A 24100-nucleotide genomic window follows, 5' to 3' on the forward strand; every position below is an offset into this window, starting at 1 on the left:
CATGCTATATGCGTTGAATGACAAACGCCCGACGGTGGACGATACGGCGTGGATCGCGCCCGGATGCCACGTGATCGGTGACGTGGTGGTCATGGCGCGCGCCTCGGTCTGGTTCGGCACGACGATCCGGGGCGACAACGAAACCATCACCCTGGGGCAGGGCAGCAACGTGCAGGAAAACTGCGTGCTGCATACCGACATGGGCTTTCCGCTGACCATCGGCGCGGACTGCACCATCGGTCACAAGGCGATGCTGCACGGTTGCACCATCGGCGACAACTCCCTGATCGGGATGGGGGCCACGGTGCTGAACGGGGCGGTGATCGGCAAGAACTGCCTGATCGGGGCGGGGGCGCTGATAACCGAAGGCAAGGTCATACCCGACGGCTCGCTTGTCATGGGCGCGCCGGGCAAGGTCGTGCGGGAGCTGGATCAGGCGGCCATCGACGGGCTGACGTTGTCGGCCAAACACTATCAGGACAACGCCGCGCGCTTCGCCGCCGATCTGAAGGAACTGCCATGAGCGACACGCCCAGCAGCCTCGTGCGGCGCACCGGCTGGCCCACCTCCGTGTCGCGGCCCGTGGTGACGCCGCTGCAGCCTTCGGTCGTCTATGCCTCGCCCGACCCGGATGCGCTGGACGCGCAATACGCCGATGCGTCGGGCTATACCTACGCGCGCGAAGGCCACCCGAACGCCGAAGTGCTGGCGTGCAAGATCGACATGCTGGAAGGGGCGACGGATGGGATCGTCACCGGGTCGGGCATGTCGGCCATCGGTGCGGTTTTTCTGGGGCTGTTGAAGGCCGGGGATCACGTGCTGGGCGGCGATCAGCTGTATGGGCGTAGTCTGCGGCTGATGACGCAGGACCTGCCGCGTTTGGGGATCACGACATCGCTGGCTGATCCCACGGATGTGGAAGCCATGCGCGCGGCGCTGCGGCCCGAGACCAAGATGATCCTCGTCGAGGTGGTGTCGAACCCGACGATCCGCGTGGCGGATATGGCCGGGATCGCGGCGCTGGCGAAAGAGGCAGGCGTGCTGCTGGTGGTGGACAACACGTTCACCACGCCGCGCAGCTACCGCCCCTTCGATCACGGCGCGGATATCGTGGTGCATTCGGTCACGAAGCTGCTGGCGGGGCATTCGGACGCCACACTGGGTTATGTCGCCGCGCGCGATCCGGCGCACCGCACGGCGATCAACGACGCAAACGTGACCTGGGGTCTGACGCCCAGCCCGTTCGACTGCTGGCTGGCGGAACGCGGGTTGCATTCGTTCGAATTGCGCTATGACCGGGCGCAGGAAAACGCGGGCAAGCTGGCCGATGCGCTGGCAGGGGCTACGGGCGTGAAACGGGTGATCTATCCGACCCGGCCCGACCATCCCGACCACAACCGCGCGGTGGGCCTGCTGGGCGGGCAGGGCGGCAATATGCTGTCGTTCGAACTGGAAGGGGGCCGTGAAGCCGCCAACGCCTTCACCCGCGCGGCACCCGAGATCGCGTTCGCACCGACGCTGGGCGACATCGGCACAACGCTGTCGCATCCGGCGTCATCTTCCCACCGCGGCCTGACACCGGAGGCGCGCGCGGCATTGGGCATCAGCGAAGGGTTCTTCCGCGTATCCGTCGGGGTCGAGGACCCGGACCTGCTGATCCGTGAAATGACGGCGGCGGCTGCCGCGGCGGGCTGACCAATGCAGGACCTGCAGTTGTCCGCGCTGCTGGCCGCCGTGCCCTTGCCGGCGCTGGCGATCAACGCACAGGCCCGGATCGCGGCGCAGAACGATGCGATGACCGACGTGCTGGGCGGTGACCGCGTCGGGCTGCATCACATCGCGGCGCTGCGGCAGCCGTCGGTGCTGGACGCGGTCGACGCCGCCCGGCGGACCGGCAGGCGGCAGCAGGCGCGATATCTGGGGCGCGACGGATCGCAGGACACGACCTATGCGGTCACCGCAACAGGGGTCGGAAACGACATCGTGCTGGTGTTCGAGGATCAGTCCGCCGCCGCCGACGTCGGCAAGATGCGCCGCGATTTCGTGGCCAACGTCAGCCACGAGTTGCGCACACCGCTGACGGCACTGCTGGGCTTCATCGAAACGCTGCAAGGCCCCGCGCGTGAGGATCCGGCAGCGACGACCCGGTTTCTGGGCATCATGGCGGAGGAGGCCGACCGGATGCGCCGGCTCGTCGACGATCTGCTGTCGCTGAGCCGGGTCGAGGAGGACGAGCGGGTGCGCCCGCGCACCACCGTCGATCTGTCCGCTCTTGTTCCGTCGGTCGTGGCCGGGCTGGAACCGCTGAGCGCCGCTGCCCGAACCCCGCTTGCCACGCATCTGCCGGAGGCCGCCGTCACTATCCCAGGTGACGAGGCACAGTTGCGCCAGGTGCTGACCAATCTGATCGAGAACGCGATCAAATACGGCGCGGGGCCGGAGGGTGTGAAGATCACCCTGACCGGCCCGGTGCCGGAAACGCTGTTGCAGGCCCCCGGCGTGCGCCTGACGGTGCGCGATTTCGGGGAAGGCATCGCCGATCATCATCTGGCCCGGCTGACGGAGCGCTTCTACCGGGTCGACGCGCATCGGTCCCGCGCCGTGGGCGGCACCGGCCTTGGTCTGGCCATCGTCAAGCATATCGTGAGCCGCCACCGCGGGCGAATTCAGGTCGAAAGCACGCTGGGCGCGGGCACCTGTTTCACGATTCTGCTTCCCGCGGCCCTGCCATAGCGTGCCCTGCCGGGAGATCGTCGCAATTTTGCCTTGACGTTTATCATCCAAAGTATTGATTTATTAGCAATAAACCACGCCTTTCGTCCTGTCATAAAACTTTTACATACCTGTCACAAAAGCGTAGCGAACCGGGCCGAAAAAGCAGCAAGCGATGGCGTGGCTCGCGCGTGATCGCAGTTATGAATGACTAGGAGACTGAAATGTCCGCAATGAAAATCACCGCTGCCGCACTGGCAACGACCGCCCTGACGACCACCGCCGCGCTGGCGCGCGACAACGTGCAGGTCGCGGGATCGTCAACCGTGCTGCCCTACGCCGCGATCGTCGCCGAAGTGTTCGGCGAGAACTTCGACTATCCCACGCCGGTGATCGAATCCGGCGGCTCTTCCGCCGGTCTCAAGCGGTTTTGTGAGGGTGTCGGCGAAAACACCATCGACGTGGCCAATGCCTCGCGCGCCATCAAGGACAGCGAGATCCAAGCCTGCGCCGCAGCCGGTGTCGAGAACATCATCGAAGTCCGGATCGGCTACGACGGGATCGTCTTCGCCTCCGACATCAACGGCAACGGTTTCGAATTCACCCCCGAGGACTGGTACAAGGCGCTCGCCAACGAGCATTTCATCGACGGTGAACTGGTCGCCAATACCTTCACCAACTGGAACGAGGTCAACCCCGCGTTCCCCGATCAACCGATCCAGGCCTTCATCCCCGGCACCAAGCACGGCACCCGTGAGGTGTTCGAGGAAAAAGTGATCCTGGCCGGTTGCGAAGAGGGCGGTTTCCTTGACGCAATGCTGGAAGCCGGCGTCGACGAGGATGAAGCCGAGGGTAAGTGCATGGCGATCCGCACCGATGGCGCGTCCGTGGATATCGACGGTGACTATACCGAAACCCTGGCCCGGATCGAGGCGGATACCAACGGCATCGGCGTCTTCGGTCTGGCGTTTTACGAAAACAACACCGACAAGCTGCAGGTCGCGACCATGTCGGGTGTCGTGCCGACGACCGAGAGCATCGCCTCCGGCGACTATCCCGTTTCGCGCCCCCTGTATTTCTACATCAAGGCCGACCACATCGGCGTGATCCCCGGCCTGAAGGAATACGCGGAGTTCTTCGTGTCCGATGATATGGCTGGCCCCGACGGCCCGCTGGCCGAATACGGTCTGGTGTCCGACCCAGACTTGGCAGCGGTGCAGGACACGGTTGCCAACGAAACGACGATGGGCAACTAAGCCCGGGGTCAAACGACGAACAGAGCGGGGGGTGCGAATGCGCCCCTCGCTTTTCAAGCGACACGCCGTGATTTACAGGGCAGTCGACAAATAAACTGCGGGGACGATCTGCCGTGCTCTCCATCACCACATCGCTGATTGTTCTGGCGGCGCTTGCCGTCGCAGCTTGGGTCATGGCCCCGCGCCGTGCCCGTGCGACCGTCGACGGCGATATCCGGCGCCTTGCGTCCCTGCCGCGCCAGCACGGGCTGAACGCGGTGTTGTCGACACTGATTCCCGGGATCGCGGTGGTGCTGGGCGTGATGCTGGCCGCGCGGTTCAGCGGCGTCGATACGCAAAGCGCATTCGGACCGTTGGCCGTGATCGTCGCCGCAGCCTTGGGCTTCGTCATCGCGTTCTGGCGCATCGGGCCGGCGTTTCGGGCGCGCACCAGTGCGGAAACCTGGATCAAGCTGCTGCTGATCCTCGCGTCCTCCATCGCGATCCTGACGACCGTGGGCATCGTGCTGTCGATGCTGTTCGAGACGTCCAATTTCTTCAGCCAGTATGACTGGCGCGATTTCTTCTTTTCCGCCGAATGGTCGCCGAATTTCCGCGGCGACAGCGCGCTCGGCATTCTGCCGCTGTTGTGGGGCACGCTCTACATCAGTTTCATCGCGCTGGCCTTTGCGGTGCCGATCGGCCTCTTCGCCGCGATCTACCTGTCGGAATATGCCGGTCGCCGAATGCGGTCGGTCGCCAAGCCAGTGATCGAGGTCCTTGCGGGGATCCCGACCATCGTCTACGGCCTGTTCGCGCTGATCACCGTCGGCCCGTTCCTGCGCGATTATTTTGCGCAGCCCATGGGGTTCGGCGACAGCGCGTCCTCGGTTATGACCGCCGGTCTTGTCATGGGTATCATGCTGATCCCCTTCGTGTCATCGCTGTCGGACGATATCATCAACGCGGTGCCGCAGGCGATGCGCGACGGATCCTACGGGTTGGGGGCGACCAAGTCCGAAACCATCCGGCAGGTCATCATTCCCGCCGCCTTGCCCGGGATTGTCGGCGCCGTGCTGCTGGCCGCCTCCCGCGCCATCGGCGAGACGATGATCGTGGTGCTGGGGGCAGGGGCGGCGGCGCGCCTGTCGCTCAACCCGTTCGAGGCGATGACGACGGTGACCGTCAAGATCGTGAGCCAGCTGACCGGCGACACGGATTTTGCCGCACCCGAAACGCTCGTGGCCTTTGCGCTGGGGTTGACGCTTTTCGTCATCACCCTGTGCCTGAACGTCTTTGCCCTTTATATCGTGCGCAAATACCGGGAGCAGTACGAATGACCAGTAAAAGCCTGTTGAAGGTCGATCAGCGCACGGCCAGACGCAACGCTGCGGAGCGTCGCTTTCGCGCCTACGGTCTGTCGGCGATCTGTGTCGCGGTGGTGGCGCTGTTCGTGCTGTTGGCCTCGGTGCTGACGTCCGGCCTGTCGGCGTTCCAGCAAACCTATATCACGCTCGACGTGCCGCTGCCGGAGGAAACGCTGGACAAATCCGGCGTGCGCGACCCTGCCGTCATGTCCAAGGTCACCACGCTGGGATATGCCAAAATCCTGCAGGCCGGTCTGGTGCAACAGGTGGCCGCACTGGGGATCGAAACGGAGATGTCGGAGAAGGACATCGGCGGCATGATTTCCAAGGAGGCATCGGCCACGGTGCGCGACCGCGTTCTGGCGAACCCCGATCTGATCGGCACGACGCTGACCATCGACGTGCTGGCGGAAGGCCGGATCGACGGCTATTTCAAGGGCCGCGTCACGCTGGAGAGTGCCGCGCTCGACGGCAATACCTCGCCCGAGGCGCTGATGCTCGCCGATGCGCTGGCCGAACAGGGTGTGATCGACACCAAGTTCAACTGGGCGTTCCTGACCGCCCCTGATGCGTCCGATCAGCGGCCAGAGGCGGCGGGGCTTGGCGTCGCGATTCTGGGTTCGCTCTACATGATGATCGTCGTGCTGGTGCTGGCGCTGCCCATCGGCGTGGCCGCGTCGATCTACCTGGAGGAATTTGCCCCCAAGAACCGCTGGACCGACATCATCGAGGTGAACATCTCGAACCTCGCCGCAGTGCCGTCCATCGTTTACGGGATCCTGGGGCTGGCGATCTTCATCAACTTCGCGCAGTTCAACCAGTCCTCGCCTTTGGTCGGTGGCTTGGTGCTGACGCTGATGACGCTGCCGACGATCATCATCTCGACCCGCGCCGCGCTGAAATCGGTGCCGCCGTCGATCCGGGACGCCGCACTTGGCATCGGGGCAAGCAAGATGCAGTCGGTGTTTCACCACGTGCTGCCGCTGGCCGCCCCCGGCATCCTGACCGGCACGATCATCGGGCTGGCGCAGGCCCTGGGCGAGACCGCACCGCTACTGCTGATCGGGATGGTCGCCTTCGTGCGCGAATACCCGGCGGCCTATACCGCCGATGCGGGCCTGTTCGGCGAGGCATCGACGGCCCTGCCGGTGCAGGTCTTCAATTGGACCCAGCGCGCCGACCCGGGTTTCGTCGAACGCGCCTCGGGTGCGATCATCACGTTGCTGGTGTTCCTGCTGATCATGAACGCGGTCGCCATTTACCTGCGCCGCAGGTTCGAACGGCGCTGGTAGGGACAGGGGCAAGACTAATGACACTTCAGAAACGGACCGCAGCATGACCATCGACAACATCAAGATCAGCGCGAAAGGCGTGCAGGTCTACTATGGCGCAAATCACGCCATCAAGGACGTGAACGTGGATATCGCCGATAAGATGGTCACGGCCTTCATCGGCCCGTCGGGCTGCGGCAAGTCGACGTTCCTGCGCACGATCAACCGGATGAACGATACCATCGACATCTGCCGCGTCGAGGGTGACATCAAGATCGACGGCGAGGACATTTATGACCCGAAGGTCGATCCGGTGCAGCTGCGCGCCAAGGTCGGCATGGTGTTCCAGAAACCAAACCCGTTTCCCAAGTCGATCTATGACAACGTGGCCTATGGCCCGAAAATCCACGGACTCGCCCGCAACAAGGCCGAACTGGACGAGATCGTGGAGAAATCGCTGCGCAAGGCCGCCCTGTGGACCGAAGCCAAGGACCGTCTGGATGCGCCGGGCACCGGGTTGTCGGGTGGACAGCAGCAGCGGCTGTGCATCGCGCGGGCCATCGCCACGGCACCCGAAGTCCTGTTGATGGACGAGCCGTGCTCGGCGCTCGACCCCATCGCCACGGCGCAGGTGGAGGAACTGATCGACGAGTTGCGGCAGAGTTTTTCGGTCGTCATCGTCACCCACTCCATGCAGCAGGCCGCCCGCGTGAGCCAGCGGACCGCCTTTTTCCATCTGGGCAACCTTGTGGAATACGGCGAGACCGACAAGATTTTCACCAATCCCGAAGACCCCCGGACCGAAAGCTATATTTCCGGTCGGATCGGCTAAGGAGACCGCCATGAACGAACATATCTCATCCGCCTATGACCGCGATCTCGAGGCGATCCAGGCCCTGGCCATGAAAATGGGCGGGCTGGTCGAGGAGGCGATCCTGAACGCCGCGGAATCGCTGGCAAACCGCGATGTGGAACTGGCCGACAAGGTCCGTGCCGGCGACAAGGTGATCGACGCGCTCGAGGTGCAGATCAACGAGGAGGCCGCCCGCACCATCGCGCTGCGCGCGCCTGTGTCCAAGGACCTGCGCTCGATCCTGAGCGTGCTGCGCCTTGCCGCATCGCTGGAACGCATCGGTGATTATGCCAAGAACATGGCGAAACGCACAGGCTCGCTCGTCGATATGTCGCCGATCAACGGGTCGGACGCCGCACTGCGCCGCATGGCCCGCGAGGTGCGCGCGATGCTTCGCGATACGCTCGACGCCTATCTCAAGGGCGATGCGGAACTGGCCGAAAGCGTGCGCCAGCGCGATCAGGAGGTGGATCAGATGTACAACGCCCTGTTCCGCGAATTCCTGACCTTCATGATGGAGGATCCGCGCAACATCACGTCATGTATGCACCTGCATTTCATGGCCAAGAACGTGGAACGCATGGGCGATCTGGTCACCAACATGGCCGAGCAGGTGATCTATCTGGTCACCGGCGAGATGCCCGAGGAAGGCCGCCCCAAGGGTGACAAGACCGCATTCGTGACCGACGCGGGCTGACACGATGGCACAGATCCCGCATGTTCTGGTGGTCGACGACGAGGCCGCACAGCGCGAAATGCTGGTCTATAACCTGGAGGCCGCGGGCTTTCGCACCACGCGCGCCGCCGATGGCGAGGAGGCGCTGATGCGCGTCGCCGAAGACCCGCCGGACGTGATCGTGCTGGACTGGATGATGCCGCTTCTGTCGGGGATCGAGGTCTGCCGCAGGTTGAAGGTAAAGACCGAAACGGCCGCCATACCCGTGATCATGCTGTCCGCCCGGTCCGAGGACGTGGACAAGGTGCGCGGGCTGGAAACCGGAGCCGACGATTACGTCGTCAAACCCTATTCGGTGACCGAACTGATGGCGCGTGTGCGCGCCTCGTTGCGTCGGGTGCGGCCCGCGACGGTCGGCCTCACGCTCAACTACGACGATATCGTGCTCGACAGCGAAACCCACCGCGTGACCCGGGCCGACAGGCAGCTGAAGCTGGGCCCGACCGAGTTTCGCCTGCTCAGCACCTTCATGGAAAAGCCCGGTCGTGTCTGGTCGCGCGATCAGTTGCTGGACCGCGTGTGGGGCAGGGACGTCTATGTCGACACCCGCACCGTCGACGTGCACGTGGGGCGGCTACGCAAGGTCCTGACCGAAGGCGGGCAAAGCGACCCCGTGCGCACGGTGCGTGGCGCGGGCTATGCGCTGGGATAGTGAAAGCGCTTTGTGACTGACCGGATTGCCCCTAGGGTCAAGGAAATACCTGGGGGAGAAGAAAATGCCGGTCTATCGTAACTTTTGTGGGTCTGGTGCCGTCGCGTTGATGGCGGCCTGTGGTGGATCGTCGTCAGGGCCGATGGACGACATGGACATGCAGACGCCGGTGCCGTTTCCGCTGGCCAGTCCGGGCAGCGACGCGCTGGCCCTGATCGGCTTTGAGGTCGACCCGCTGACCGGGTTCAGACCGGCACCGATCACCGCCGACCTGAACCGCGGCACCGGTGCGATCACGGTTCGCGACGCGGCAGGCGACATCGTGTTTCAGGACAGCGACGGACGGGACGCCGACGGCGCCATCCGCAACGAGGTCGGCAATCCGGGCCAGTCACAGCTGGAGGACGCGGTGCCGATCGTCGGGGATTTCCGCAGTCTGATAGCCGGTCTGGATTACGTGAAAATATCCGAATGGGACGATCCCGTGCACCGGCAGCGGATCGTTTATGGCGTCGCACCCACAGCCGCCGATCTGCCTTCATCCGGTTTGGCCGAATATCAGGGCCGGTTCGAGGGTGTGACCATCGGCCTGATCCGGGGCACCGGGACGTTGAGCGCCAATCTGGCGACCGATGATGTCGATCTGCTGATGACCGTGACAGAGGAACGCGACCGGTCGAGCCTCGCTTCGGTGCCGCTGTCCATCGCCACCATCGACGTGCAGGACATGCAGTTGAACGGTAGCAATTTTTCCGGAGGAACGGTGATGCTGCGAGACCCGCAGGGCGACATCAGCAGGTCCGACAGCCATCGCACCTACGGCCAGTTCTTCGGATCGGATGCCGACGTCACGATTCCGGACGAGGTGGTCGTGAACGTGCAGGGCCACCTTTACATCGAGGACCGGGGTTACGAGGTCAATTTCGCGGGCGATTGAGTGTCATAGCCTGCGCAATCAGGCGACTAGTGGCTCTCCGCTCACCGTAAATCTGCGACTGCCCGAACTAGTAACGATCATGACGTGTAATCCGTCATGAATGACCCCCGTTTTGCGCGCGTGGGCAAAATCTGCTATCCTCAGTCTGAACAGGAGGCGCTCCATGTCGAGATACAGTCCTGCAATCGCTTCGGTTTCGGCGGCCATCGTACTGGCAGGCTGTGGCGGTTCATCGTCAACGATGTCCCAGATGATGGAACCGCGACCGGTGCCACCGATCCTGGCCGAACGGACACCGGGCACCTTGTCGCTGGTCGGGTATTACTACGTGCCTGTTGCAGGTCGCGGCTTTGCGTCGGTCACAGCCGAGCTTGACCGGGAAACCCGGGCGCTGACGATCCGCGACGCGGATGGAACGATCCAGTTCCGCGACAGCGACGGCGAAAACGCGGCTGGCCTGCTGGAAAACGAGATCGGCACGTCGGACGACCCGCGGCTCGATTTCAGCTACCCGCAGTTTGCGACGCTCGACTACGCCACAGGCGCGATCTGGTTCCAGGACGAGGAGGTTCCCGGCTTCGATCTGGGGCTGCCGACAAGCCGCTACGTCGCCTTCGGCATCGCGCCGGAGGCCGTCGATTTCCCGGATGCCGGAACCGCGACCTTTACCGGACAGTTCACAGGCGACGACCGTGCGCCGTTTTCAGGGACCGGCACGCTGACGCTCGATTTTGCGAGCGACCTTGTCGATCTCGATATGACCGTGACGGAGCGGGGCCAGATCGGAGGTCAGGATCCCACGTCACCCTTCGTGCAGACCATCACCGTGACGGGGATGACCCATGACGCGGGCGCGTTTTCCGGCGACCGGATCGCCGTCACCGACATTGACGGCGCGGCATTGCAGGTCATCGACGGGGCTGCCCGGGGCCAGTTCTTTGGTTCCGACGCCGAGGTGCAGGCCCCCGACGAGGTCGCGGCGACCGTGATCGCAGTGATGACCGACCGGCGGATCAACGTGAATTTCGCGGGCGACTGAGTGCGCAGCGGACGGCGTCGGTGTTCTACAGCCCCTGCAGCAGGGCGAGAGACGGCTCTCCGGTCACGGGCAGGCCACGGCTGGCCTGATAGGCGCTGATCGCCGCACGTGTTTTCGGGCCGATCACGCCGTCGGCCCCTTCGGTGTCGAAGCCCGCCGCCGTCAGCCCGCGCTGGAGCGCGATCCGGTTGTCCTTGGTCAGGCCGTTCGCATCGGGCGGGAAGGGGGTGCGCAGCGGTCCGGCCCCGCCGATCCGGTCGGCCAGATGGCCGACGCCGATCGCATAGGCGTCCGAGTTGTTATAGCGTTTGATCGCCCGGAAATTGCCGGTCACGGCAAAGCGCGGCCCGCCCGGCTGCGGTTGCAATATATGACCGGTATAACTCGCGTCGACCTCGCGGCCCCAGCCGTTGCCCGCCGTCCAGCCGTTGCGTGACAGGTAAGCCGCGGTCGAGGCAAGCGCATCGGTCGGGTCCTCCGACCAGATATCGCGTCGCCCGTCGCCGGTGAAATCGACCGCGAAGGACTGGTAGGAGGTCGGTATGAACTGGGTGTGCCCCATGGCACCGGCCCAGCTGCCGGTCATCCGCTCCGGTGTCACGTCGCCGTTCTGCAGGATACGCAGCGCCGCCATCAGCTGCTGCTCGAAGAACTGCCCGCGCCGTCCGTCATAGGCCAGCGTCGACGTCGCCGAGACCACCGGCACGTTACCGCGCCGCTCGCCGAACATGCTCTCCAGCCCCCAGATCGCCGTCACGATCCGCTTGTCGACGCCGTAGCGTGCCTCGATCGCCTGAAGCGTCGACTGGTGCCGGGCGAAGGCGGCGCGCCCCTTGCTGATCCGTTCGTCGGATGCGGCGATGGAAAGGTAGTCTTCGAGCGTGCGGCGAAACTCCGTCTGGTTGCGGTCACGGGTGACCGCGCCGGGCACGAACCCGGTGCCCCGGAATGCCGCCGTCAGGATACTGTCGGAAATCCCCCGATCGCGCGCACGGGGCAGAAAGTCGGCGACCCAGGCATCGTAGCCCGCGTTCGGCACAGGTTGCAGGTCGGGGGGAAGGGCGCTGGACGATCTGGCGACGGTCTGCGCGGTCGAACATCCCGCAAGGCCTATCGAGGCGAGACCGACCGCGCCAAGGCGGAGCCCAAAGGAACGACGGGTCAGGTGCAGGTGCTGCGGCATGGAGACAGTCTCGAATGAATGGCGTGAAATCGCCGTAAGGGTAGAACGCCGCGCCCGCGATGCAAAGCCCGCGCGGTCGGGGATGACATTTTCCTGCCGATGGTCAGTGGTGTGTCATAGCTTCTTGAAATAGATGTATCGGTCGATCGTCTCCTCGCACACGCGCAGTTTCGCGCCTTCGAAGAGCTTGCGGGTCCCGATCTACACGGACGTCCAGCCTTGTTCGATACGCACGATGGCGGATTGCACAGAACCGGATAGTGGATCGACTTGTGCTGCGCGGAACGGCGTTTGTCGGATTGCATCAGAGCGGCGTATCCGAAGGAACCGGTGTATTTTACGAACCTGCGCCATCGACAGAAATTGCGTTCGATCTTTCGAAAGATCGTCAACCGCCGTCGCCTCAGGACACGCGCCAGTTCTCTGACGGGCATATTTTCTCTGACGGACGCATCTACGCGCCGACAGTTCCCGATCCTGCGGCGATCTTGAACAGAATGTTGCGAATACACGGCTCAGATGAGATGTTCTTCTATGTTTTAACCAATTGGTTTCCAATAGATGTCGCGCTTCAGGATGGCGCGCTGCCAAGCACGCCTCAAAAGCCAATAATCAGTATTATGTAAATAAATCTGAACGCACACAAATTATTTTATTCAACGGTCAAAAGCTGCTAGACAGCGCGCATGACGTCTTTCCTGATCTTGAACGGCCCCAATCTGAACCTGCTTGGTACGCGCCAGCCGGAGATTTACGGGCGTGAGACGCTGGATGATGTGGCAAGGCTGTGCAAGGATAAGGCACAGACGCTCGGGGTGTCGGTCACGCTGGCGCAGTCCAACAGCGAGGGTGCGCTGGTCGATCACATCCACGCGGCGCGCGGTGTGCATGACGGGATCATATTGAATGCCGGTGCCTACACCCACACCTCGATCGCGATCATGGATGCGGTGATCGGTTGTGGGGTGCCAACGGTTGAGCTTCACGTCACAAACATCCATGCCCGCGAGGAATTTCGGCATCGGTCCTATCTTGCCAAGGCGGCTGTCGGTGTCATTTGCGGGTTCGGCGTGAACGGTTACGCGCTGGCGATGGATGCGCTGCATCATCACCTCGGGTCTGACACGTGATCGGGTTGACGGCGCATCTCAAGGCCGTGACCGGTGCGCGCACGGTCGAGGATCTATGGTCGCTGCATGTCGCACAAATGGCGACCTATGGTTTTGACCGGCTGGTCTATGGCTTCACCCGCTACATCACGTCCTCTTCGCTGGGCGATCCGCAGGACTGGCTGATTTTGACAAATCTTCCAAGCGATTACATGGAGGTCTTCACGCAGGAAGGCCACCAGCAGAACGCACCGATGGTGCGGTGGGCGCTGGAGAACGACGGCGCCTGCAGCTGGCGCTGGATGGAAGATATGGCGAAGTCCGGCGAATTGAGCGACAAACAGCTGGAGGTCATGGCCTTCAACGCCAGCCACGACATCACCGCGGGTTATACCGTCAGCTTCCGGTCGGTGTCGGAGCGGACCAGAGGTGCGATTGCCCTGATCGCATCGCGCGACACCGATCAGGACAAGATCGACGCGATGTGGAAGGACCACGGTGACGCGATCATTGTGGCGAACCGGGTCTTTCACCTCAAGCTGCTCACCCTGCCCTATACCGGATCGCGCCGTCTGACCAAGCGGCAGCGCGAGGTGCTGCAGTGGGTCGGCGACGGTAAGACGACACAGGACATCGCGATCCTGCTGGAGCTGACGCCGGCGACGGTGGAGAAACACCTGCGGCTGGCCCGCGAGGCGCTCGACGTGGAGACGACGGCGCAGGCGGTTCTGAAGGCAGCCTTCTATAATCAGATGTTCGTCATCGACCTCTGAAATAACATGCCACCACATCCCGATTTGGCACCGATTCCGGGTCTTTGACCGGAAGGTCAGGTTTCCCATACTTTCGTGACGCCACGTCATTTGCCAATCTGCAGATGTTCCGTGAGTGGTGGCCTAAGGCCTTGGAACTGCAATCAGAATCCTCGTGATTTCGAGGCTCGCTGTATTGCGCCGGGAAACCGGACGCTGGCCTTTCGGCGCAATTCACGCCGGAGGGTCAGCACTCTCAGAGGTGCGCCTCGTCCCCCCGCAGACGCGGGAGGCAGTCACCATCTAAGGACGGCACTGCGTATTCCCGACGCAGTGCCGTTTCCTTTTTTGCGGCCTGTTTCAGGCACATACCTGACAGCCGCAAACGAAAACGGCCCAGAGCGTGAACTCCGGGCCGCAACGCATTGTTATTCAGGCAGGATCAGCCTTTGATCTTGGCGACTTCGGCGGCGAAATCCTCTTTCTCCACCGCGATCCCCTCGCCTTTTTCGAGACGGACGTAGCCCGTGATCTCGACACCGGCTTCCTTCGCCGCGTCGCCGACCGTGACATCGGGGTTCACGACGAACTGCTGGTTGAGCAGCGTGACCTCGGCCATGTACTTCTTCATCCGGCCGACGATCATCTTTTCGATCACCTGTTCGGGCTTGCCGGATTCGCGGGCGATGTCGATCTGGACCTGCTTTTCCTTTTCCACGACAGCCGGGTCGAGCGATGCCTCGTCCAGTGCGGCGGGGTTCGTCGCGGCGATGTGCATGGCAACCTGACGGCCGAACGCCTCGTTGTCGCCGGACAGCGCCACCAGAACGCCGATGTTGCCCATGCCGGGGGCCGCTGCGTTGTGCACGTAGTTGACGACCGATGCGCCTTCGAGCTTGGCCATGCGGCGCACGGACATATTCTCGCCGATCACGGCGACAGCGTCGGTAACGGTCTGTTCGACTGTCTTGCCGTCGAGGTCGGCGGCTTTCAGCTCTTCGGTCGTGTCGACGGTCAGGGCGACGCGGGCGATGTTCGACACCATCTTCTGGAAGTCGGCGTTCTTGCCGACGAAGTCGGTCTCGGAATTCACCTCGACCGCGATGCCCTTGCCACCTTCGACTGCGACGGCGACGAGGCCTTCGGCGGCGGTGCGGCCGGATTTCTTGGCGGCCTTGGCCAGACCCTTGGTACGAAGCCAGTCGACGGCGGCTTCCATGTCGCCGTCGCTTTCGGTCAGCGCCTTCTTGGCGTCCATCATGCCTGCGCCGGTGCTGTCGCGCAGTTCTTTCACCTGTGCTGCGGTGATTGCCATGTCATCTCTCCTGATCAGGAATGGAATGGGGGCGGGACAGGGATGGCCCCTGCCCCGGAACGGTTTTGCAATTCCGCGCGATTACTCGGCTGCGGCTTCTTCGGCGACGACTTCCTCGGCGAGGTTTTCCATCTCACCCATGTCGACGCCTGCGGCACCCAGCTGCGCCTGCATGCCGTCAAGGGCCGCACGCGATGCCAGATCGACGTAGAGCGCGATGGCGCGGGCCGCGTCGTCGTTGCCGGGGATGATGTAGTCGACGCCATCAGGCGAGCAGTTGGTGTCGACCACGGCCACGACAGGGATGCCCAGCTTCTTGGCCTCGGCGATGGCGAGATCTTCCTTGTTCACGTCGATGACGAACAGCAGGTCAGGCACGCCGCCCATTTCACGGATACCGCCAAGCGAGGCTTCGAGTTTGCCTTGCTCGCGCTCCATGCCCAGACGCTCTTTCTTGGTCAGGCCGGCAAAGCCGTTGCCCGCCGCTTCGTCGATCGCCTTGAGGCGGTTGATCGACTGGGACACGGTCTGCCAGTTGGTCAGCGTGCCGCCGAGCCAGCGGTGGTTCATGTAGAACTGCGCGGATTTCTCGGCAGCTTCGGCGATCGGTTTGGCCGCCTGACGCTTGGTGCCGACGAACAGCACGCGGCCGCCCTTGGCGACGGTGTCGCGGATCACCTGCAGGGCTTGATCTAGCATCGGGACAGTCTGCGTCAGGTCCATGATGTGGATGCCGTTGCGGCTGCCATAAATGTATTGGGACATCTTCGGGTTCCAGCGCGCGGTCTGGTGGCCGAAGTGAACGCCAGCTTCAAGCAGCTGACGCATGGAGAACTCTGGAAGAGCCATGGTCGTTTCCTTTTCCGGTTTCATGCCTTGGGCAGGGGTATCAACGCGACTGCGTCAACCGGTGGAACCTTTGGGATGTCTCCCCATCGGTCCCGCCCCTGCCTGGGGATTTCGTAGGCGCGCCTTAGCAGCGGCGCGCGGCGGAGGCAAGAGCCCCCGCCCCCGGTTTTCGTTCTGCGGCTTCCCAAAGGTCAGAGAACCGTGCGTTCCAGGAACCAGTAAGCGCCCACGAGTGTGATGAACACCGATGCCGGGATGCTGACGATCCGGCGGTAGGCCGCCAGATGATCGCGGAAATTCACCGAGGCCAGACACAGCACGAAGATCGCCAGCAACGGTGCGAGGAAGATGTAGGACGGGTTTTCCAGCGCTTCCGACAGCGCCGCGGGGTCGAGCCAGAGCAGCGCCAGCGTTGCAAGGATCAGCACACCGTAAAGTGCCTTGCCCTGAAACGCCTCGTTCTCGCCACGGTCGACGCGGATCGCCTGCCAGACGCAAAGGAACATCACCGCGATCACCGCAAGCTGCCCGATCTCCACACCGATGTTGAAGCCGATCAACGCCGGCACGAAGGCGTTGTCCGGCAAGCCGAACTCTGCCAGGACGGAGGCAAAACCCAGCCCGTGCAGAAGTCCGAAGGCGAAGACGATCACCGGCCGCCACGGGCTGAGATTGCGCAGGAAGATGTTTTCGACCGCGACATAGACGATCGACAGCGCGATGAGCGGCTCCACCACCGCGATGAATGCGATGCCGAAGGTGTTGACGAAGAACGCATCCATGAAATCGGTGTAGCCGAGAGCCGCCAGCGCCAGCGTGATCGTGTGGGCGACCGTGAACAGCGACACCTGCAGGATCAGCGGGCGCAGACGGGTGGACAGAAAGAACAGCCCCAGCACGAACAGGATGTGGTCGAGGCCCTTCGGCACGATGTGATCGAAGCCCACGGGGATGTAATCGACAAAGGTCTGCCATGCGCCCGCCTGATTGCCGCCCGCAAGGGTGATCGGGTCGGATTGCGCACCGGCCTGCAGGAACCCGTCATAGGGCGCGTCGACCCCCTGCTGGCGCAGGACCAGCGTGCCGAACGCGGTGTCCCATCCCACGATCACCGTATCGGCATCCGCGGGAAGTGCCGCGCTGAACTGCAGTTGCGAGGTGCGCAGCAGCTCGGTATTGCCGACCGGCCCGGCGGTGAAGCCCGTCAGCTCGGGCGTCAGTGGCTCGCCATCCGCCAACAGCGTGATACGCTGCGCCATTTCGGGCCAGAAATCGGCGAATGCGGCCTCCAGTGCGGCAGGTTCGAGCGCGCGCAACTCGTCATAGGTGGCGGCCTGCGGCGTATTGTCGGTGTCCTGCGTTTCGGTCAGGTCGATCCCGGCGATGAAACTTTCCGCGTTCAGGCTGATATCGAACTGGAGTGTGTCGCCATCCTGCGTCATATCGGCGATGGCGGGCAGGACCTCGTGGGCCTGTGCAGGTGCCAGGGTCGTGAACCAGACCAGAACCGCGCTTGACAACAGGCGCATGAACGCCACCCTCATGCCGTAACCAAAGGAACAATCCATGCGCATCTTCGCCCTCGCCCTGTCGCTTGTCGCCGCCCCTCTTAGCGCCCATGAGATGTGGTTGGAACCGCAAAACTATCAAATCGCGCCCGACGGTATGTTGCAGGCCGACATCATCAACGGCGAGGACTTCGAAGGCACGCGCCTGCCCTACCTGCCGCAGCGGTTCCGGCATTTCATCACCTTCAACGGCAGCAACGCGGCGCTCGTGCCCGGGCGTCCGGGCGACACACCCGGCCTGAACATGCAACCCGCGGGCGAAGGGCTGCATTCCATCGTCTACCAGTCCCGCGCGGCCACGGTGAACTACGAGACGTGGGAGAAATTCCAGAAATTCGTCGACCACAAGGATTTCACGGACACCCGTGCGCGACACGAGGCACGGGGCCTGCCGCTGGATGATTTCGACGAGGTCTATTTCCGCTTTTCCAAGACGCTGATCGGGGTCGGTGCGGCAGAGGGTGCCGATCTGCAAACCGGCATGGAGACCGAATTCGTGGCGCTCTCCAACCCTTATGTCGATGATCTGACGGACGGGTTCCGCGCACAGCTGTTCTATCAGGAAAACCCGCGCACGGACGCGCAGGTCGAGGTGTTCATCAAGGCCCCCGACGACACGGTCACGGTCGAATACTACCGGACCGATGGCGACGGGATCGTGACTGTCCCGGTGACCCCCGGAAACGCCTACATGCTTGATGCGGTGGTCCTGCGCGAACCGTCCGAGGCATTGGCCGAAGAGTCCGGTGCGGTCTGGGAAACACTCTGGGCGAACCTGACGTTCGCGGCGCCCGAGTAAAGCCGGATCGCGCCCGACCGGCTTGCCCTCCGCGCCGCCCCGGTCCAATAGTGCGCCATGACCAAGGCCCCTGACATTCTCTGCATCGGTTCTGTCCTGTGGGACGTGATCGGGCGCGCGGCCAGCCACATGCGCGTGGGCTCCGACGTGCCGGGGCGGATCACCCGCCTTCCCGGCGGTGTCGCCATGAACATCGCGATGACCCTGCGCCGGTTCGGCATGACCCCTGCCCTGCTGACCGCCATCGGACGCGATGCAGAAGGCGACGAACTGATCGCCGAGGCGGATCGCATGGGCCTGTTGACCCACACCGTCTATCGCTCTGACGATCTGCCGACAGATGTCTATATGGCGGTCGAAGGGGCGAACGGGCTGATCGCGGCTATCGCCGACGCCCATTCGCTGGAAGCGGCGGGCGCGAAGATATTGCGACCGCTGGAAGATGGCAGACTGGGATCGACAGACGTGCCTTTTGCCTGTCCCGTCGCGCTTGACGGCAATCTGACGCGGGACCTGCTGGCCCATATCGCGACCTCGCCGCTGTTCGCCCGCGCGGACCTGCGCGTGGCCCCCGCCTCGCCCGGCAAGGCGGAACGGCTGCTGGCGCTGATCGACCACCCGTCTGCCACGCTTTACGTCAACCTCGAAGAGGCCGGGCTTTTGTGCCAGACGACGTTCGACACCTCCGCTCAGGCGGCAGAGGCGATGCTGGCGCGCGGCGCGCACCGTGTGCTCGTCACCGACGGCGGCAACGACGCCTCCGAAGGGCTGGGGGCCGACATCGCGACCCTGACCCCGCCCGCCGTCATGGTCACGCGGGTCACCGGCGCGGGCGACACCTTCATGGCCGCGCATATCGCGTCAGAGGCGCAGGGCATGGACCGGCCCGCCGCCCTCTCCCGCGCGCTTAAGGCCGCCGCCACTTATGTTTCGGGAGAGACACCGCTATGATCCCCATCAAATACAGTGCCGAAGTCGCCAAGGCCCGTGCCGACGGCGCACCACTGGTCGCCCTCGAAAGCACGATCATCACCCACGGGATGCCCTATCCGCAGAACGTGGAAACCGCGCGTCTGGTGGAACAGGACATCCGAGACGCGGATGCCGTGCCTGCCACGATCGCGGTGATCGACGGCGTGCTGCACGTGGGGCTGGAAGCCGACCAGCTGGACGCATTGGGACAGGCGCAGGATGTGGCCAAGCTGTCGCGCGCCGACATCGCCGCCTGCATCGCCACGGGCGGCACCGGGGCCACGACGGTCGCCGCCACGATGATCGCAGCGCATCTGGCGGGCATCGGAGTTTTCGCCACCGGCGGCATCGGCGGCGTGCATCGCGGGGCGGAAGACAGTTTCGACATCTCCGCCGACCTGCATGAACTCGCACAGACGCCGGTGACTGTCGTGGCCGCCGGGGCCAAGGCGATTCTGGACTTGAACAAGACCTTCGAAGTGCTTGAAACTCTTGGCGTTCCGGTCATCGCCTATGGTCAGGATACTCTGCCAGCCTTCTGGTCCGCACAGTCCGACTTGCCCGCACCCCTGCGCATGGACAGCGCGGAACAGATTGCCAAGGCGCAACTGACCCGCACCGCCATGGGCCTGACGGGCGGGCAGTTGATCTGCAACCCGATCCCGGTGGATGCGCAAATTCCGGCGGACGATCTTGCCCCCGTGATCGCGCAGGCGCTGGATGAGGCCACCGCACAGGGCATCGCGGCCAAGGCTGTCACACCGTTCCTGCTGGGCCGCATATTCGAGCTGACCGAGGGCAGGTCGCTCACCGCCAATATCGCGCTGGTGCGCAACAACGCCCGTCTGGGCGCGCGGATCGCCGTCGAACTGGTGGCGCTGTAGCCCTGATCGGCCAGCGGTGCGCGGCGCGCGGTATATGCGGCCCCTCTTGCCCAGATCGGCACCGCACCATAAGTGATGTCGATCCCTGACGAAACGGTGACATATGCCCGACGATTCCGATTTCACCGAACTGCGCCGCCCTGCCCGCCCCGGCGTGATCGCGCGGCTGCGTGGCAACTTTCTTGCCGGACTGATCATCATCGCGCCCATCGGTCTGACGATCTGGCTGATCTGGACGGTGGTGGGCTGGGTCGATGGCTGGGTCTGGCCGTTCATCCCCGGACAGTTTCACCCGGAGGAACTGGTCAACAGCCTGCTGGGCCGCGACGAGACCAACCGCATCAACGTGAACGTGCGCGGCGTCGGCGTCGTGATCTTCTTGATCTTCACCGTCGTCGTCGGCTGGCTGGGCAAAGGGCTGTTCGGGCGTTTCATTCTGCGCTGGGGCGAACGGATCGTGGACCGGATGCCGGTCGTCCGGTCGATCTACAGCGGGGTCAAGCAGATCGCGGAAACCGTGTTTTCCCAGCGGGATACGAGTTTCGAGAAAGCCTGCCTGATCGAATATCCGCGTCGCGGTATCTGGGCCATCGCCTTCATCTCGATCAACGCCAAGGGTGAAATCTATCACAAACTGTCGGACGGCACCGAGGTGGCGACGGTGTTCCTGCCGACGACGCCGAACCCGACCTCCGGGTTCCTGCTGTTCGTGCCGCGAAACGACATCAAGGAACTGGACATGACGGTGGAGGATGCAGCGAAACTCGTGATCTCGGCCGGTCTCGTCTATCCCAACAGCAAGGATCCGACACAGCCGGTTCCCGCATGATCTCACCTGCGCTGACCGGCTTTGCGACCGCATTTGCGCTGATCCTCGCCATCGGCGCGCAGAATGCCTTTGTGCTGCGCCAGGGGCTGGCGCGGGCGCATGTGTTCTGGCTGTGCCTGTTCTGCGCGCTGTCCGATGCGGTTCTTATCGTCGCGGGCGTTCTGGGATTCGCCGCGGTGGTCGAGGCCTTCCCGTCGCTGCCGCGCGTCATGTCGCTGGGCGGTGCTGCTTTTCTGCTGGTCTATGGGGCGACGCGGTTTCTGGCGGCCTGGCGCGGCGACTATGCGATGCAGCTGTCCGGCAGGACGGCGGGGTTGTGGGCGGTGCTGGCGACGGCGGCGGCTTTCACTTGGCTGAACCCGCATGTCTATCTCGATACGCTGGGGCTGATCGGCGCGGTCTCGACGCAATATCCGACCGGTGCGGCCAAAATGGCCTTTGCCGTGGGTGCTGTCACATCGTCTTTCGTGTTTTTCTTCTCGCTGGGCTACGGCGCGCGCCTGCTGGCGCCGATCATGCAGTCGGCGCGGGCCTGGCGGGTGCTGGATGTAATTATCGGCGCGGTGATGTGGGCGCTGGCGGCGAAGCTGCTGTTCAGCTGAACATCGCCTGAAGGTCGACGGTACTGCGGGTGTTCAGATCGTCCTTATGGTCGGCGAGGAACCTGTCGGCGGCGGCCTGTCCGGCCTCTTTCAGGCGCGCGAGGATCACCGGTGACGGGATCGTCTTGGTCGCCACGTTCAGGTCGTTCATCAGATCGTCGTCGGAAATCATGTGCACCAACACGTCCTTCATGGAGCCTTTGGGCACCTTGTTGTCGGCCAGCAGGCGTTTGACGAAGTCGATCGCGCGCAGTTCGCGCAGAAGCGAGCTGTTGAAGCTGATCTCGTTGATCCGGTTCTGGATCGACTGGGTATCGTTCGGCAGCTCGGCGCGGCACAGCGGATTGATGTTGACCACAAGAACATCGTCCGGCAAGTCCTTGTCATAAAGTGGAAATAGCGCGGGGTTGCCGGTATAGCCGCCGTCCCAATATGCCTCGACCTTGCCGGTCTTCTCGTCAAAAAACTCCACCGCCTGAAACAGGCTCGGCAGGCAGGCCGACGCCATGATGGCGTTCGGCGACACTTCGGCGTTTGAAAACACCCGGATCTTACCTGTGCGCACGTTCGTGGCGCAGATATACAGCGCGGGGCCGTCCGGCGCACAAACCTCGTCGAACCGCATGTGACCGAGGATGTTCTCCAGCGGATTGCGCAAGGCCGGGCCATAGACGTAGGGCGACATCATGCGTGTGGTGAAGTCGAAGGCGGCGTAGGCGGGCGAGTATTCCATCGCCTTGGCCATCCAGGCCGCGCCGGGCGTCATCGCGCTGATCCAGTCGGTCAGCCGGTCATCGGTGATCGCACCGATCTGGCCCCAGAGCCATTCCAGATTATCGCGCGCGCCCTGTCGCCCGCCCGCGACCATCCCGGCTTTCAACGCCGCCCCGTTCAGCGCCCCCGCAGAGGTGCCGGAAATCGCCGCGATCTCGATTTCCTCGTCCTGCAGGATGCGATCCAGCACGCCCCAGGTGAAGGCCCCATGCGCCCCGCCGCCCTGCAGCGCAAGGTTGATTTTCTTCGTTTTCGTCATGGCCGATCCTCTGGAGAAATGCTGTCAGTGGGTGCAGTCGGGTTTTTCGGACCTATCAAAAACGCGGCGCACGTGGCATCATCGCGACATATTTGATTTATTCCTGAAGGAGAAATTCGATGTCGGACGACCATTTTGAATTCCGTGCGCCCCCGTCCGAGACCAAAGGCGGGTTTGCGCCGCCGCTGAGCCTCGACCCCAGAGAAATGCCCAAGTTTCTTGTGCCTGATGCCGCGTCCTATTCCGGTGAGGTGTCGCAAGACCTGTTGCTGCCGGACGTCGACCCGCTCGATCAGGCCGCCCCCAGCAAGGGCCAAACCCCGCCCGACATCATCATCTGGGATATCGACGGCGACGATGAAGGTCTGCTGACAGGCGGGTCCTACATGATGTCCGATCTGATCGTCTGACCGATCATACATCCCGAACGCCGCACCCAACTGCGGCGGTCAAAGCGCCGTCCAGCCGCCATCGACGCTGATGGTGGTGCCGGTGATCTGGGCCGCGGCGTCCGAGCACAGGAAATTCACCGTGCCGCCCAGCTGTTCGACGGTGGCGAATTCCTTGGACGGCTGCCGCTTGAGCAGGACATTCTTGACTACCTCCTCGCGGGTCATGCCGTATTCCTTCATCGTGTCGGGGATCTGCGATTCCACCAATGGGGTCAGGACGTAGCCCGGGCAAATGGCATTCGCGGTGATCGGGTCTTCCGCCGTCTCCAACGCCACGACCTTCGTCATGCCCACGATCCCGTGCTTGGCCGCCACATAGGCGGATTTGTAGGGCGACGCGGTCAGCCCATGGGCGGAGGCGATGTTGACCACCCTGCCCCAGCCGCGCTCGCGCATCCCCGTTAGCGCGGCGGCGGTGGTGTGAAAGGCCGACGACATATTGATCGCGATGATCGCGTCCCATTTCGCGGTCGGGAATTCCTCGATCGGGGCGACGTGCTGGATTCCGGCGTTATTCACGAGGATATCACACCCGCCTGCTGCCACGATCAGACGGCGGCAGTCCTCCGCCTTGGACATATCGGCGGCCACGTATTTGGCTTCGACGCCGAAGTTTTCGGCAATCTCGGCCGCCAGTGCATGATCTTCGTCGCGGTCGGTGAAGGAGTTCAGAACGACGTTCGCGCCGACCTTCGCCATCTCGCGGGCGATGCCCAGTCCGATGCCGGAATTCGAGCCGGTGATGACGGCGGTTTTGCCTTTGAGGGACATGGGTGTTGCTCCTGCGAAAATGCTGTTTGCGGCAGTCTAATGCTGCAACTGCAAAAGCGCCACCGTGGTTCCGGGCGCATACGTCAAGGTGCCGATAACGTGAGGTGGGCTGCGGCCAAAAAAAAACGCCCGCACAAGGCGGGCGTAAAGTTATTGAGGCAGGTTTCATACAGGCAAGAA

General features: G+C 63.4%; 26 protein-coding genes. 20 read left to right on the forward strand and 6 right to left on the reverse strand.

Translation table 11 applies throughout. From position 1 onward, the window contains the following. Nucleotide 1 precedes the first annotated feature (1 nt). The 11 genes from AC04PH_RS08970 to AC04PH_RS09020 all read left to right on the forward strand — a co-directional run bounded on the left by AC04PH_RS08970 (nt 2) and on the right by AC04PH_RS09020 (nt 10802). Nucleotides 2-523: a gamma carbonic anhydrase family protein gene (locus tag AC04PH_RS08970; protein WP_483065403.1), complete on the forward strand. Its 522-nt coding sequence runs from the start codon at nt 2-4 to the stop codon at nt 521-523. Next, nucleotides 520-1695 (forward strand): trans-sulfuration enzyme family protein, encoded by a 1176-nt coding sequence (locus AC04PH_RS08975; RefSeq protein ID WP_483065404.1) that lies wholly within the window; start codon nt 520-522, stop codon nt 1693-1695. Before AC04PH_RS08970 ends, AC04PH_RS08975 begins: the two co-directional genes overlap by 4 nt. Before the next feature lie 3 nt (nt 1696-1698). Next, the gene (locus AC04PH_RS08980; protein WP_483065405.1) at nt 1699-2733 is read left to right on the forward strand and encodes a sensor histidine kinase; all 1035 of its coding nucleotides are present in this window, start codon (nt 1699-1701) and stop codon (nt 2731-2733) included. Nucleotides 2734-2936: 203 nt separating this feature from the next. Beyond that, nucleotides 2937-3968 carry a substrate-binding domain-containing protein gene (locus AC04PH_RS08985; RefSeq protein ID WP_483065406.1) on the forward strand — a complete coding sequence of 344 codons (1032 nt, stop codon included), beginning with the start codon at nt 2937-2939 and terminating at the stop codon, nt 3966-3968. Nucleotides 3969-4141: 173 nt separating this feature from the next. Then, nucleotides 4142-5287, forward strand: coding sequence for a phosphate ABC transporter permease subunit PstC (gene pstC / locus AC04PH_RS08990; protein ID WP_483066175.1), 1146 nt, complete (start codon nt 4142-4144; stop codon nt 5285-5287). Continuing rightward, entirely contained in the window at nt 5284-6606 is a 1323-nt protein-coding gene (pstA, locus tag AC04PH_RS08995; protein ID WP_483065407.1) for a phosphate ABC transporter permease PstA, read from the forward strand. The genes pstC and pstA overlap by 4 nt, the downstream gene beginning before the upstream one ends. 43 nt (nt 6607-6649) lie before the next feature. Next, complete coding sequence (pstB, locus tag AC04PH_RS09000; protein WP_483065408.1) at nt 6650-7417, forward strand: phosphate ABC transporter ATP-binding protein PstB; 768 nt, start codon at nt 6650-6652, stop codon at nt 7415-7417. A gap of 10 nt (nt 7418-7427) precedes the next feature. Continuing rightward, a complete protein-coding gene (phoU, locus tag AC04PH_RS09005; RefSeq protein ID WP_483065409.1) occupies nt 7428-8135 on the forward strand; it encodes a phosphate signaling complex protein PhoU in 708 nt (235 codons plus the stop codon). 4 nt (nt 8136-8139) lie between these two features. Beyond that, nucleotides 8140-8826 carry a phosphate regulon transcriptional regulator PhoB gene (gene phoB, locus AC04PH_RS09010; protein WP_483065410.1) on the forward strand — a complete coding sequence of 229 codons (687 nt, stop codon included), beginning with the start codon at nt 8140-8142 and terminating at the stop codon, nt 8824-8826. A gap of 64 nt (nt 8827-8890) precedes the next feature. Then, nucleotides 8891-9763, forward strand: coding sequence for a HupA family protein (locus tag AC04PH_RS09015; RefSeq protein ID WP_483065411.1), 873 nt, complete (start codon nt 8891-8893; stop codon nt 9761-9763). A 163-nt stretch (nt 9764-9926) separates the two neighbouring features. Continuing rightward, complete coding sequence (locus tag AC04PH_RS09020) at nt 9927-10802, forward strand: HupA family protein (RefSeq protein ID WP_483065412.1); 876 nt, start codon at nt 9927-9929, stop codon at nt 10800-10802. A gap of 25 nt (nt 10803-10827) precedes the next feature. On the opposite strand, the gene AC04PH_RS09025 is transcribed toward AC04PH_RS09020, so the two are convergent. Continuing rightward, a complete protein-coding gene (locus AC04PH_RS09025) occupies nt 10828-11973 on the reverse strand; it encodes a lytic murein transglycosylase (RefSeq protein WP_483066176.1) in 1146 nt (381 codons plus the stop codon). A 272-nt stretch (nt 11974-12245) separates the two neighbouring features. On the opposite strand from AC04PH_RS09025, the gene AC04PH_RS09030 reads away from it, so the two are divergent. Genes AC04PH_RS09030 through AC04PH_RS09040 form a run of 3 tightly spaced genes read left to right on the forward strand, consistent with a single transcriptional unit; the run spans nt 12246 to nt 13867 of the window. Beyond that, on the forward strand, nt 12246-12611 hold the full coding sequence (locus AC04PH_RS09030) for a hypothetical protein (protein ID WP_483065413.1): 366 nt from the start codon (nt 12246-12248) through the stop codon (nt 12609-12611). A 60-nt stretch (nt 12612-12671) separates the two neighbouring features. Continuing rightward, a complete protein-coding gene (gene aroQ / locus AC04PH_RS09035) occupies nt 12672-13115 on the forward strand; it encodes a type II 3-dehydroquinate dehydratase (RefSeq protein WP_483065414.1) in 444 nt (147 codons plus the stop codon). Next, entirely contained in the window at nt 13112-13867 is a 756-nt protein-coding gene (locus AC04PH_RS09040) for a LuxR family transcriptional regulator (protein ID WP_483065415.1), read from the forward strand. The genes aroQ and AC04PH_RS09040 overlap by 4 nt, the downstream gene beginning before the upstream one ends. A gap of 421 nt (nt 13868-14288) precedes the next feature. Here AC04PH_RS09040 and tsf read toward each other — a convergent pair whose 3' ends face one another. The 3 genes from tsf to AC04PH_RS09055 all read right to left on the reverse strand — a co-directional run bounded on the left by tsf (nt 14289) and on the right by AC04PH_RS09055 (nt 17539). Then, nucleotides 14289-15161: a translation elongation factor Ts gene (gene tsf / locus AC04PH_RS09045; protein WP_483065416.1), complete on the reverse strand. Its 873-nt coding sequence runs from the start codon at nt 15159-15161 to the stop codon at nt 14289-14291. A gap of 81 nt (nt 15162-15242) precedes the next feature. After that, a complete protein-coding gene (gene rpsB, locus AC04PH_RS09050) occupies nt 15243-16010 on the reverse strand; it encodes a 30S ribosomal protein S2 (RefSeq protein WP_483065417.1) in 768 nt (255 codons plus the stop codon). Between the two features lie 191 nt (nt 16011-16201). Beyond that, on the reverse strand, nt 16202-17539 hold the full coding sequence (locus tag AC04PH_RS09055) for a HupE/UreJ family protein (protein WP_483065418.1): 1338 nt from the start codon (nt 17537-17539) through the stop codon (nt 16202-16204). A gap of 37 nt (nt 17540-17576) precedes the next feature. Between AC04PH_RS09055 and AC04PH_RS09060 the strand changes: the two genes are divergently transcribed. The 5 genes from AC04PH_RS09060 (at nt 17577) to AC04PH_RS09080 (ending at nt 21664) form a co-directional block, all read left to right on the forward strand. Continuing rightward, nucleotides 17577-18377: a DUF4198 domain-containing protein gene (locus AC04PH_RS09060; protein WP_483065419.1), complete on the forward strand. Its 801-nt coding sequence runs from the start codon at nt 17577-17579 to the stop codon at nt 18375-18377. 57 nt (nt 18378-18434) lie between these two features. Then, nucleotides 18435-19328, forward strand: a complete 894-nt coding sequence (locus AC04PH_RS09065) for a PfkB family carbohydrate kinase (protein ID WP_483065420.1) — start codon at nt 18435-18437, stop codon at nt 19326-19328. Beyond that, nucleotides 19325-20233, forward strand: coding sequence for a pseudouridine-5'-phosphate glycosidase (locus tag AC04PH_RS09070; protein WP_483065421.1), 909 nt, complete (start codon nt 19325-19327; stop codon nt 20231-20233). The genes AC04PH_RS09065 and AC04PH_RS09070 overlap by 4 nt, the downstream gene beginning before the upstream one ends. 103 nt (nt 20234-20336) lie before the next feature. After that, a complete protein-coding gene (locus AC04PH_RS09075) occupies nt 20337-21062 on the forward strand; it encodes a DUF502 domain-containing protein (RefSeq protein WP_483065422.1) in 726 nt (241 codons plus the stop codon). Beyond that, on the forward strand, nt 21059-21664 hold the full coding sequence (locus tag AC04PH_RS09080; RefSeq protein ID WP_483065423.1) for a LysE/ArgO family amino acid transporter: 606 nt from the start codon (nt 21059-21061) through the stop codon (nt 21662-21664). The genes AC04PH_RS09075 and AC04PH_RS09080 overlap by 4 nt, the downstream gene beginning before the upstream one ends. Here AC04PH_RS09080 and AC04PH_RS09085 read toward each other — a convergent pair. Next, nucleotides 21657-22697 carry a patatin-like phospholipase family protein gene (locus AC04PH_RS09085; RefSeq protein WP_483065424.1) on the reverse strand — a complete coding sequence of 347 codons (1041 nt, stop codon included), beginning with the start codon at nt 22695-22697 and terminating at the stop codon, nt 21657-21659. The two genes, AC04PH_RS09080 and AC04PH_RS09085, sit on opposite strands and share 8 nt — an antisense overlap. A gap of 119 nt (nt 22698-22816) precedes the next feature. Here AC04PH_RS09085 and AC04PH_RS09090 point away from each other — a divergent pair, with 119 nt between their 5' ends. Beyond that, nucleotides 22817-23107, forward strand: coding sequence for a hypothetical protein (locus AC04PH_RS09090; RefSeq protein ID WP_483065425.1), 291 nt, complete (start codon nt 22817-22819; stop codon nt 23105-23107). Nucleotides 23108-23146: 39 nt separating this feature from the next. Here AC04PH_RS09090 and AC04PH_RS09095 read toward each other — a convergent pair whose 3' ends face one another. After that, nucleotides 23147-23920, reverse strand: a complete 774-nt coding sequence (locus AC04PH_RS09095; RefSeq protein WP_483065426.1) for a 3-hydroxybutyrate dehydrogenase — start codon at nt 23918-23920, stop codon at nt 23147-23149. Between the last annotated feature and the right edge of the window lie 180 nt (nt 23921-24100).

The sequence above is a fragment of the Yoonia sp. KMU-150 genome, assembly GCF_056858355.1.

Coding starts and splice junctions, on each gene's coding strand:
- pstB (WP_483065408.1), top strand. CDS start 6,650: ATGACCATCGACAACATCAAGATCAGCGCGAAAGGCGTGCAGGTCTAC.
- AC04PH_RS09020 (WP_483065412.1), top strand. CDS start 9,927: ATGTCGAGATACAGTCCTGCAATCGCTTCGGTTTCGGCGGCCATCGTA.
- AC04PH_RS08985 (WP_483065406.1), top strand. CDS start 2,937: ATGTCCGCAATGAAAATCACCGCTGCCGCACTGGCAACGACCGCCCTG.
- rpsB (WP_483065417.1), bottom strand. CDS start 16,010: ATGGCTCTTCCAGAGTTCTCCATGCGTCAGCTGCTTGAAGCTGGCGTT.
- AC04PH_RS09060 (WP_483065419.1), top strand. CDS start 17,577: ATGCGCATCTTCGCCCTCGCCCTGTCGCTTGTCGCCGCCCCTCTTAGC.
- AC04PH_RS09055 (WP_483065418.1), bottom strand. CDS start 17,539: ATGCGCCTGTTGTCAAGCGCGGTTCTGGTCTGGTTCACGACCCTGGCA.
- AC04PH_RS09090 (WP_483065425.1), top strand. CDS start 22,817: ATGTCGGACGACCATTTTGAATTCCGTGCGCCCCCGTCCGAGACCAAA.
- AC04PH_RS08970 (WP_483065403.1), top strand. CDS start 2: ATGCTATATGCGTTGAATGACAAACGCCCGACGGTGGACGATACGGCG.
- AC04PH_RS09095 (WP_483065426.1), bottom strand. CDS start 23,920: ATGTCCCTCAAAGGCAAAACCGCCGTCATCACCGGCTCGAATTCCGGC.
- tsf (WP_483065416.1), bottom strand. CDS start 15,161: ATGGCAATCACCGCAGCACAGGTGAAAGAACTGCGCGACAGCACCGGC.
- pstA (WP_483065407.1), top strand. CDS start 5,284: ATGACCAGTAAAAGCCTGTTGAAGGTCGATCAGCGCACGGCCAGACGC.
- AC04PH_RS09070 (WP_483065421.1), top strand. CDS start 19,325: ATGATCCCCATCAAATACAGTGCCGAAGTCGCCAAGGCCCGTGCCGAC.
- AC04PH_RS09015 (WP_483065411.1), top strand. CDS start 8,891: ATGCCGGTCTATCGTAACTTTTGTGGGTCTGGTGCCGTCGCGTTGATG.
- AC04PH_RS09085 (WP_483065424.1), bottom strand. CDS start 22,697: ATGACGAAAACGAAGAAAATCAACCTTGCGCTGCAGGGCGGCGGGGCG.
- AC04PH_RS09065 (WP_483065420.1), top strand. CDS start 18,435: ATGACCAAGGCCCCTGACATTCTCTGCATCGGTTCTGTCCTGTGGGAC.
- AC04PH_RS09075 (WP_483065422.1), top strand. CDS start 20,337: ATGCCCGACGATTCCGATTTCACCGAACTGCGCCGCCCTGCCCGCCCC.
- aroQ (WP_483065414.1), top strand. CDS start 12,672: ATGACGTCTTTCCTGATCTTGAACGGCCCCAATCTGAACCTGCTTGGT.
- phoU (WP_483065409.1), top strand. CDS start 7,428: ATGAACGAACATATCTCATCCGCCTATGACCGCGATCTCGAGGCGATC.
- AC04PH_RS09080 (WP_483065423.1), top strand. CDS start 21,059: ATGATCTCACCTGCGCTGACCGGCTTTGCGACCGCATTTGCGCTGATC.
- phoB (WP_483065410.1), top strand. CDS start 8,140: ATGGCACAGATCCCGCATGTTCTGGTGGTCGACGACGAGGCCGCACAG.
- AC04PH_RS08975 (WP_483065404.1), top strand. CDS start 520: ATGAGCGACACGCCCAGCAGCCTCGTGCGGCGCACCGGCTGGCCCACC.
- pstC (WP_483066175.1), top strand. CDS start 4,142: ATGGCCCCGCGCCGTGCCCGTGCGACCGTCGACGGCGATATCCGGCGC.
- AC04PH_RS08980 (WP_483065405.1), top strand. CDS start 1,699: ATGCAGGACCTGCAGTTGTCCGCGCTGCTGGCCGCCGTGCCCTTGCCG.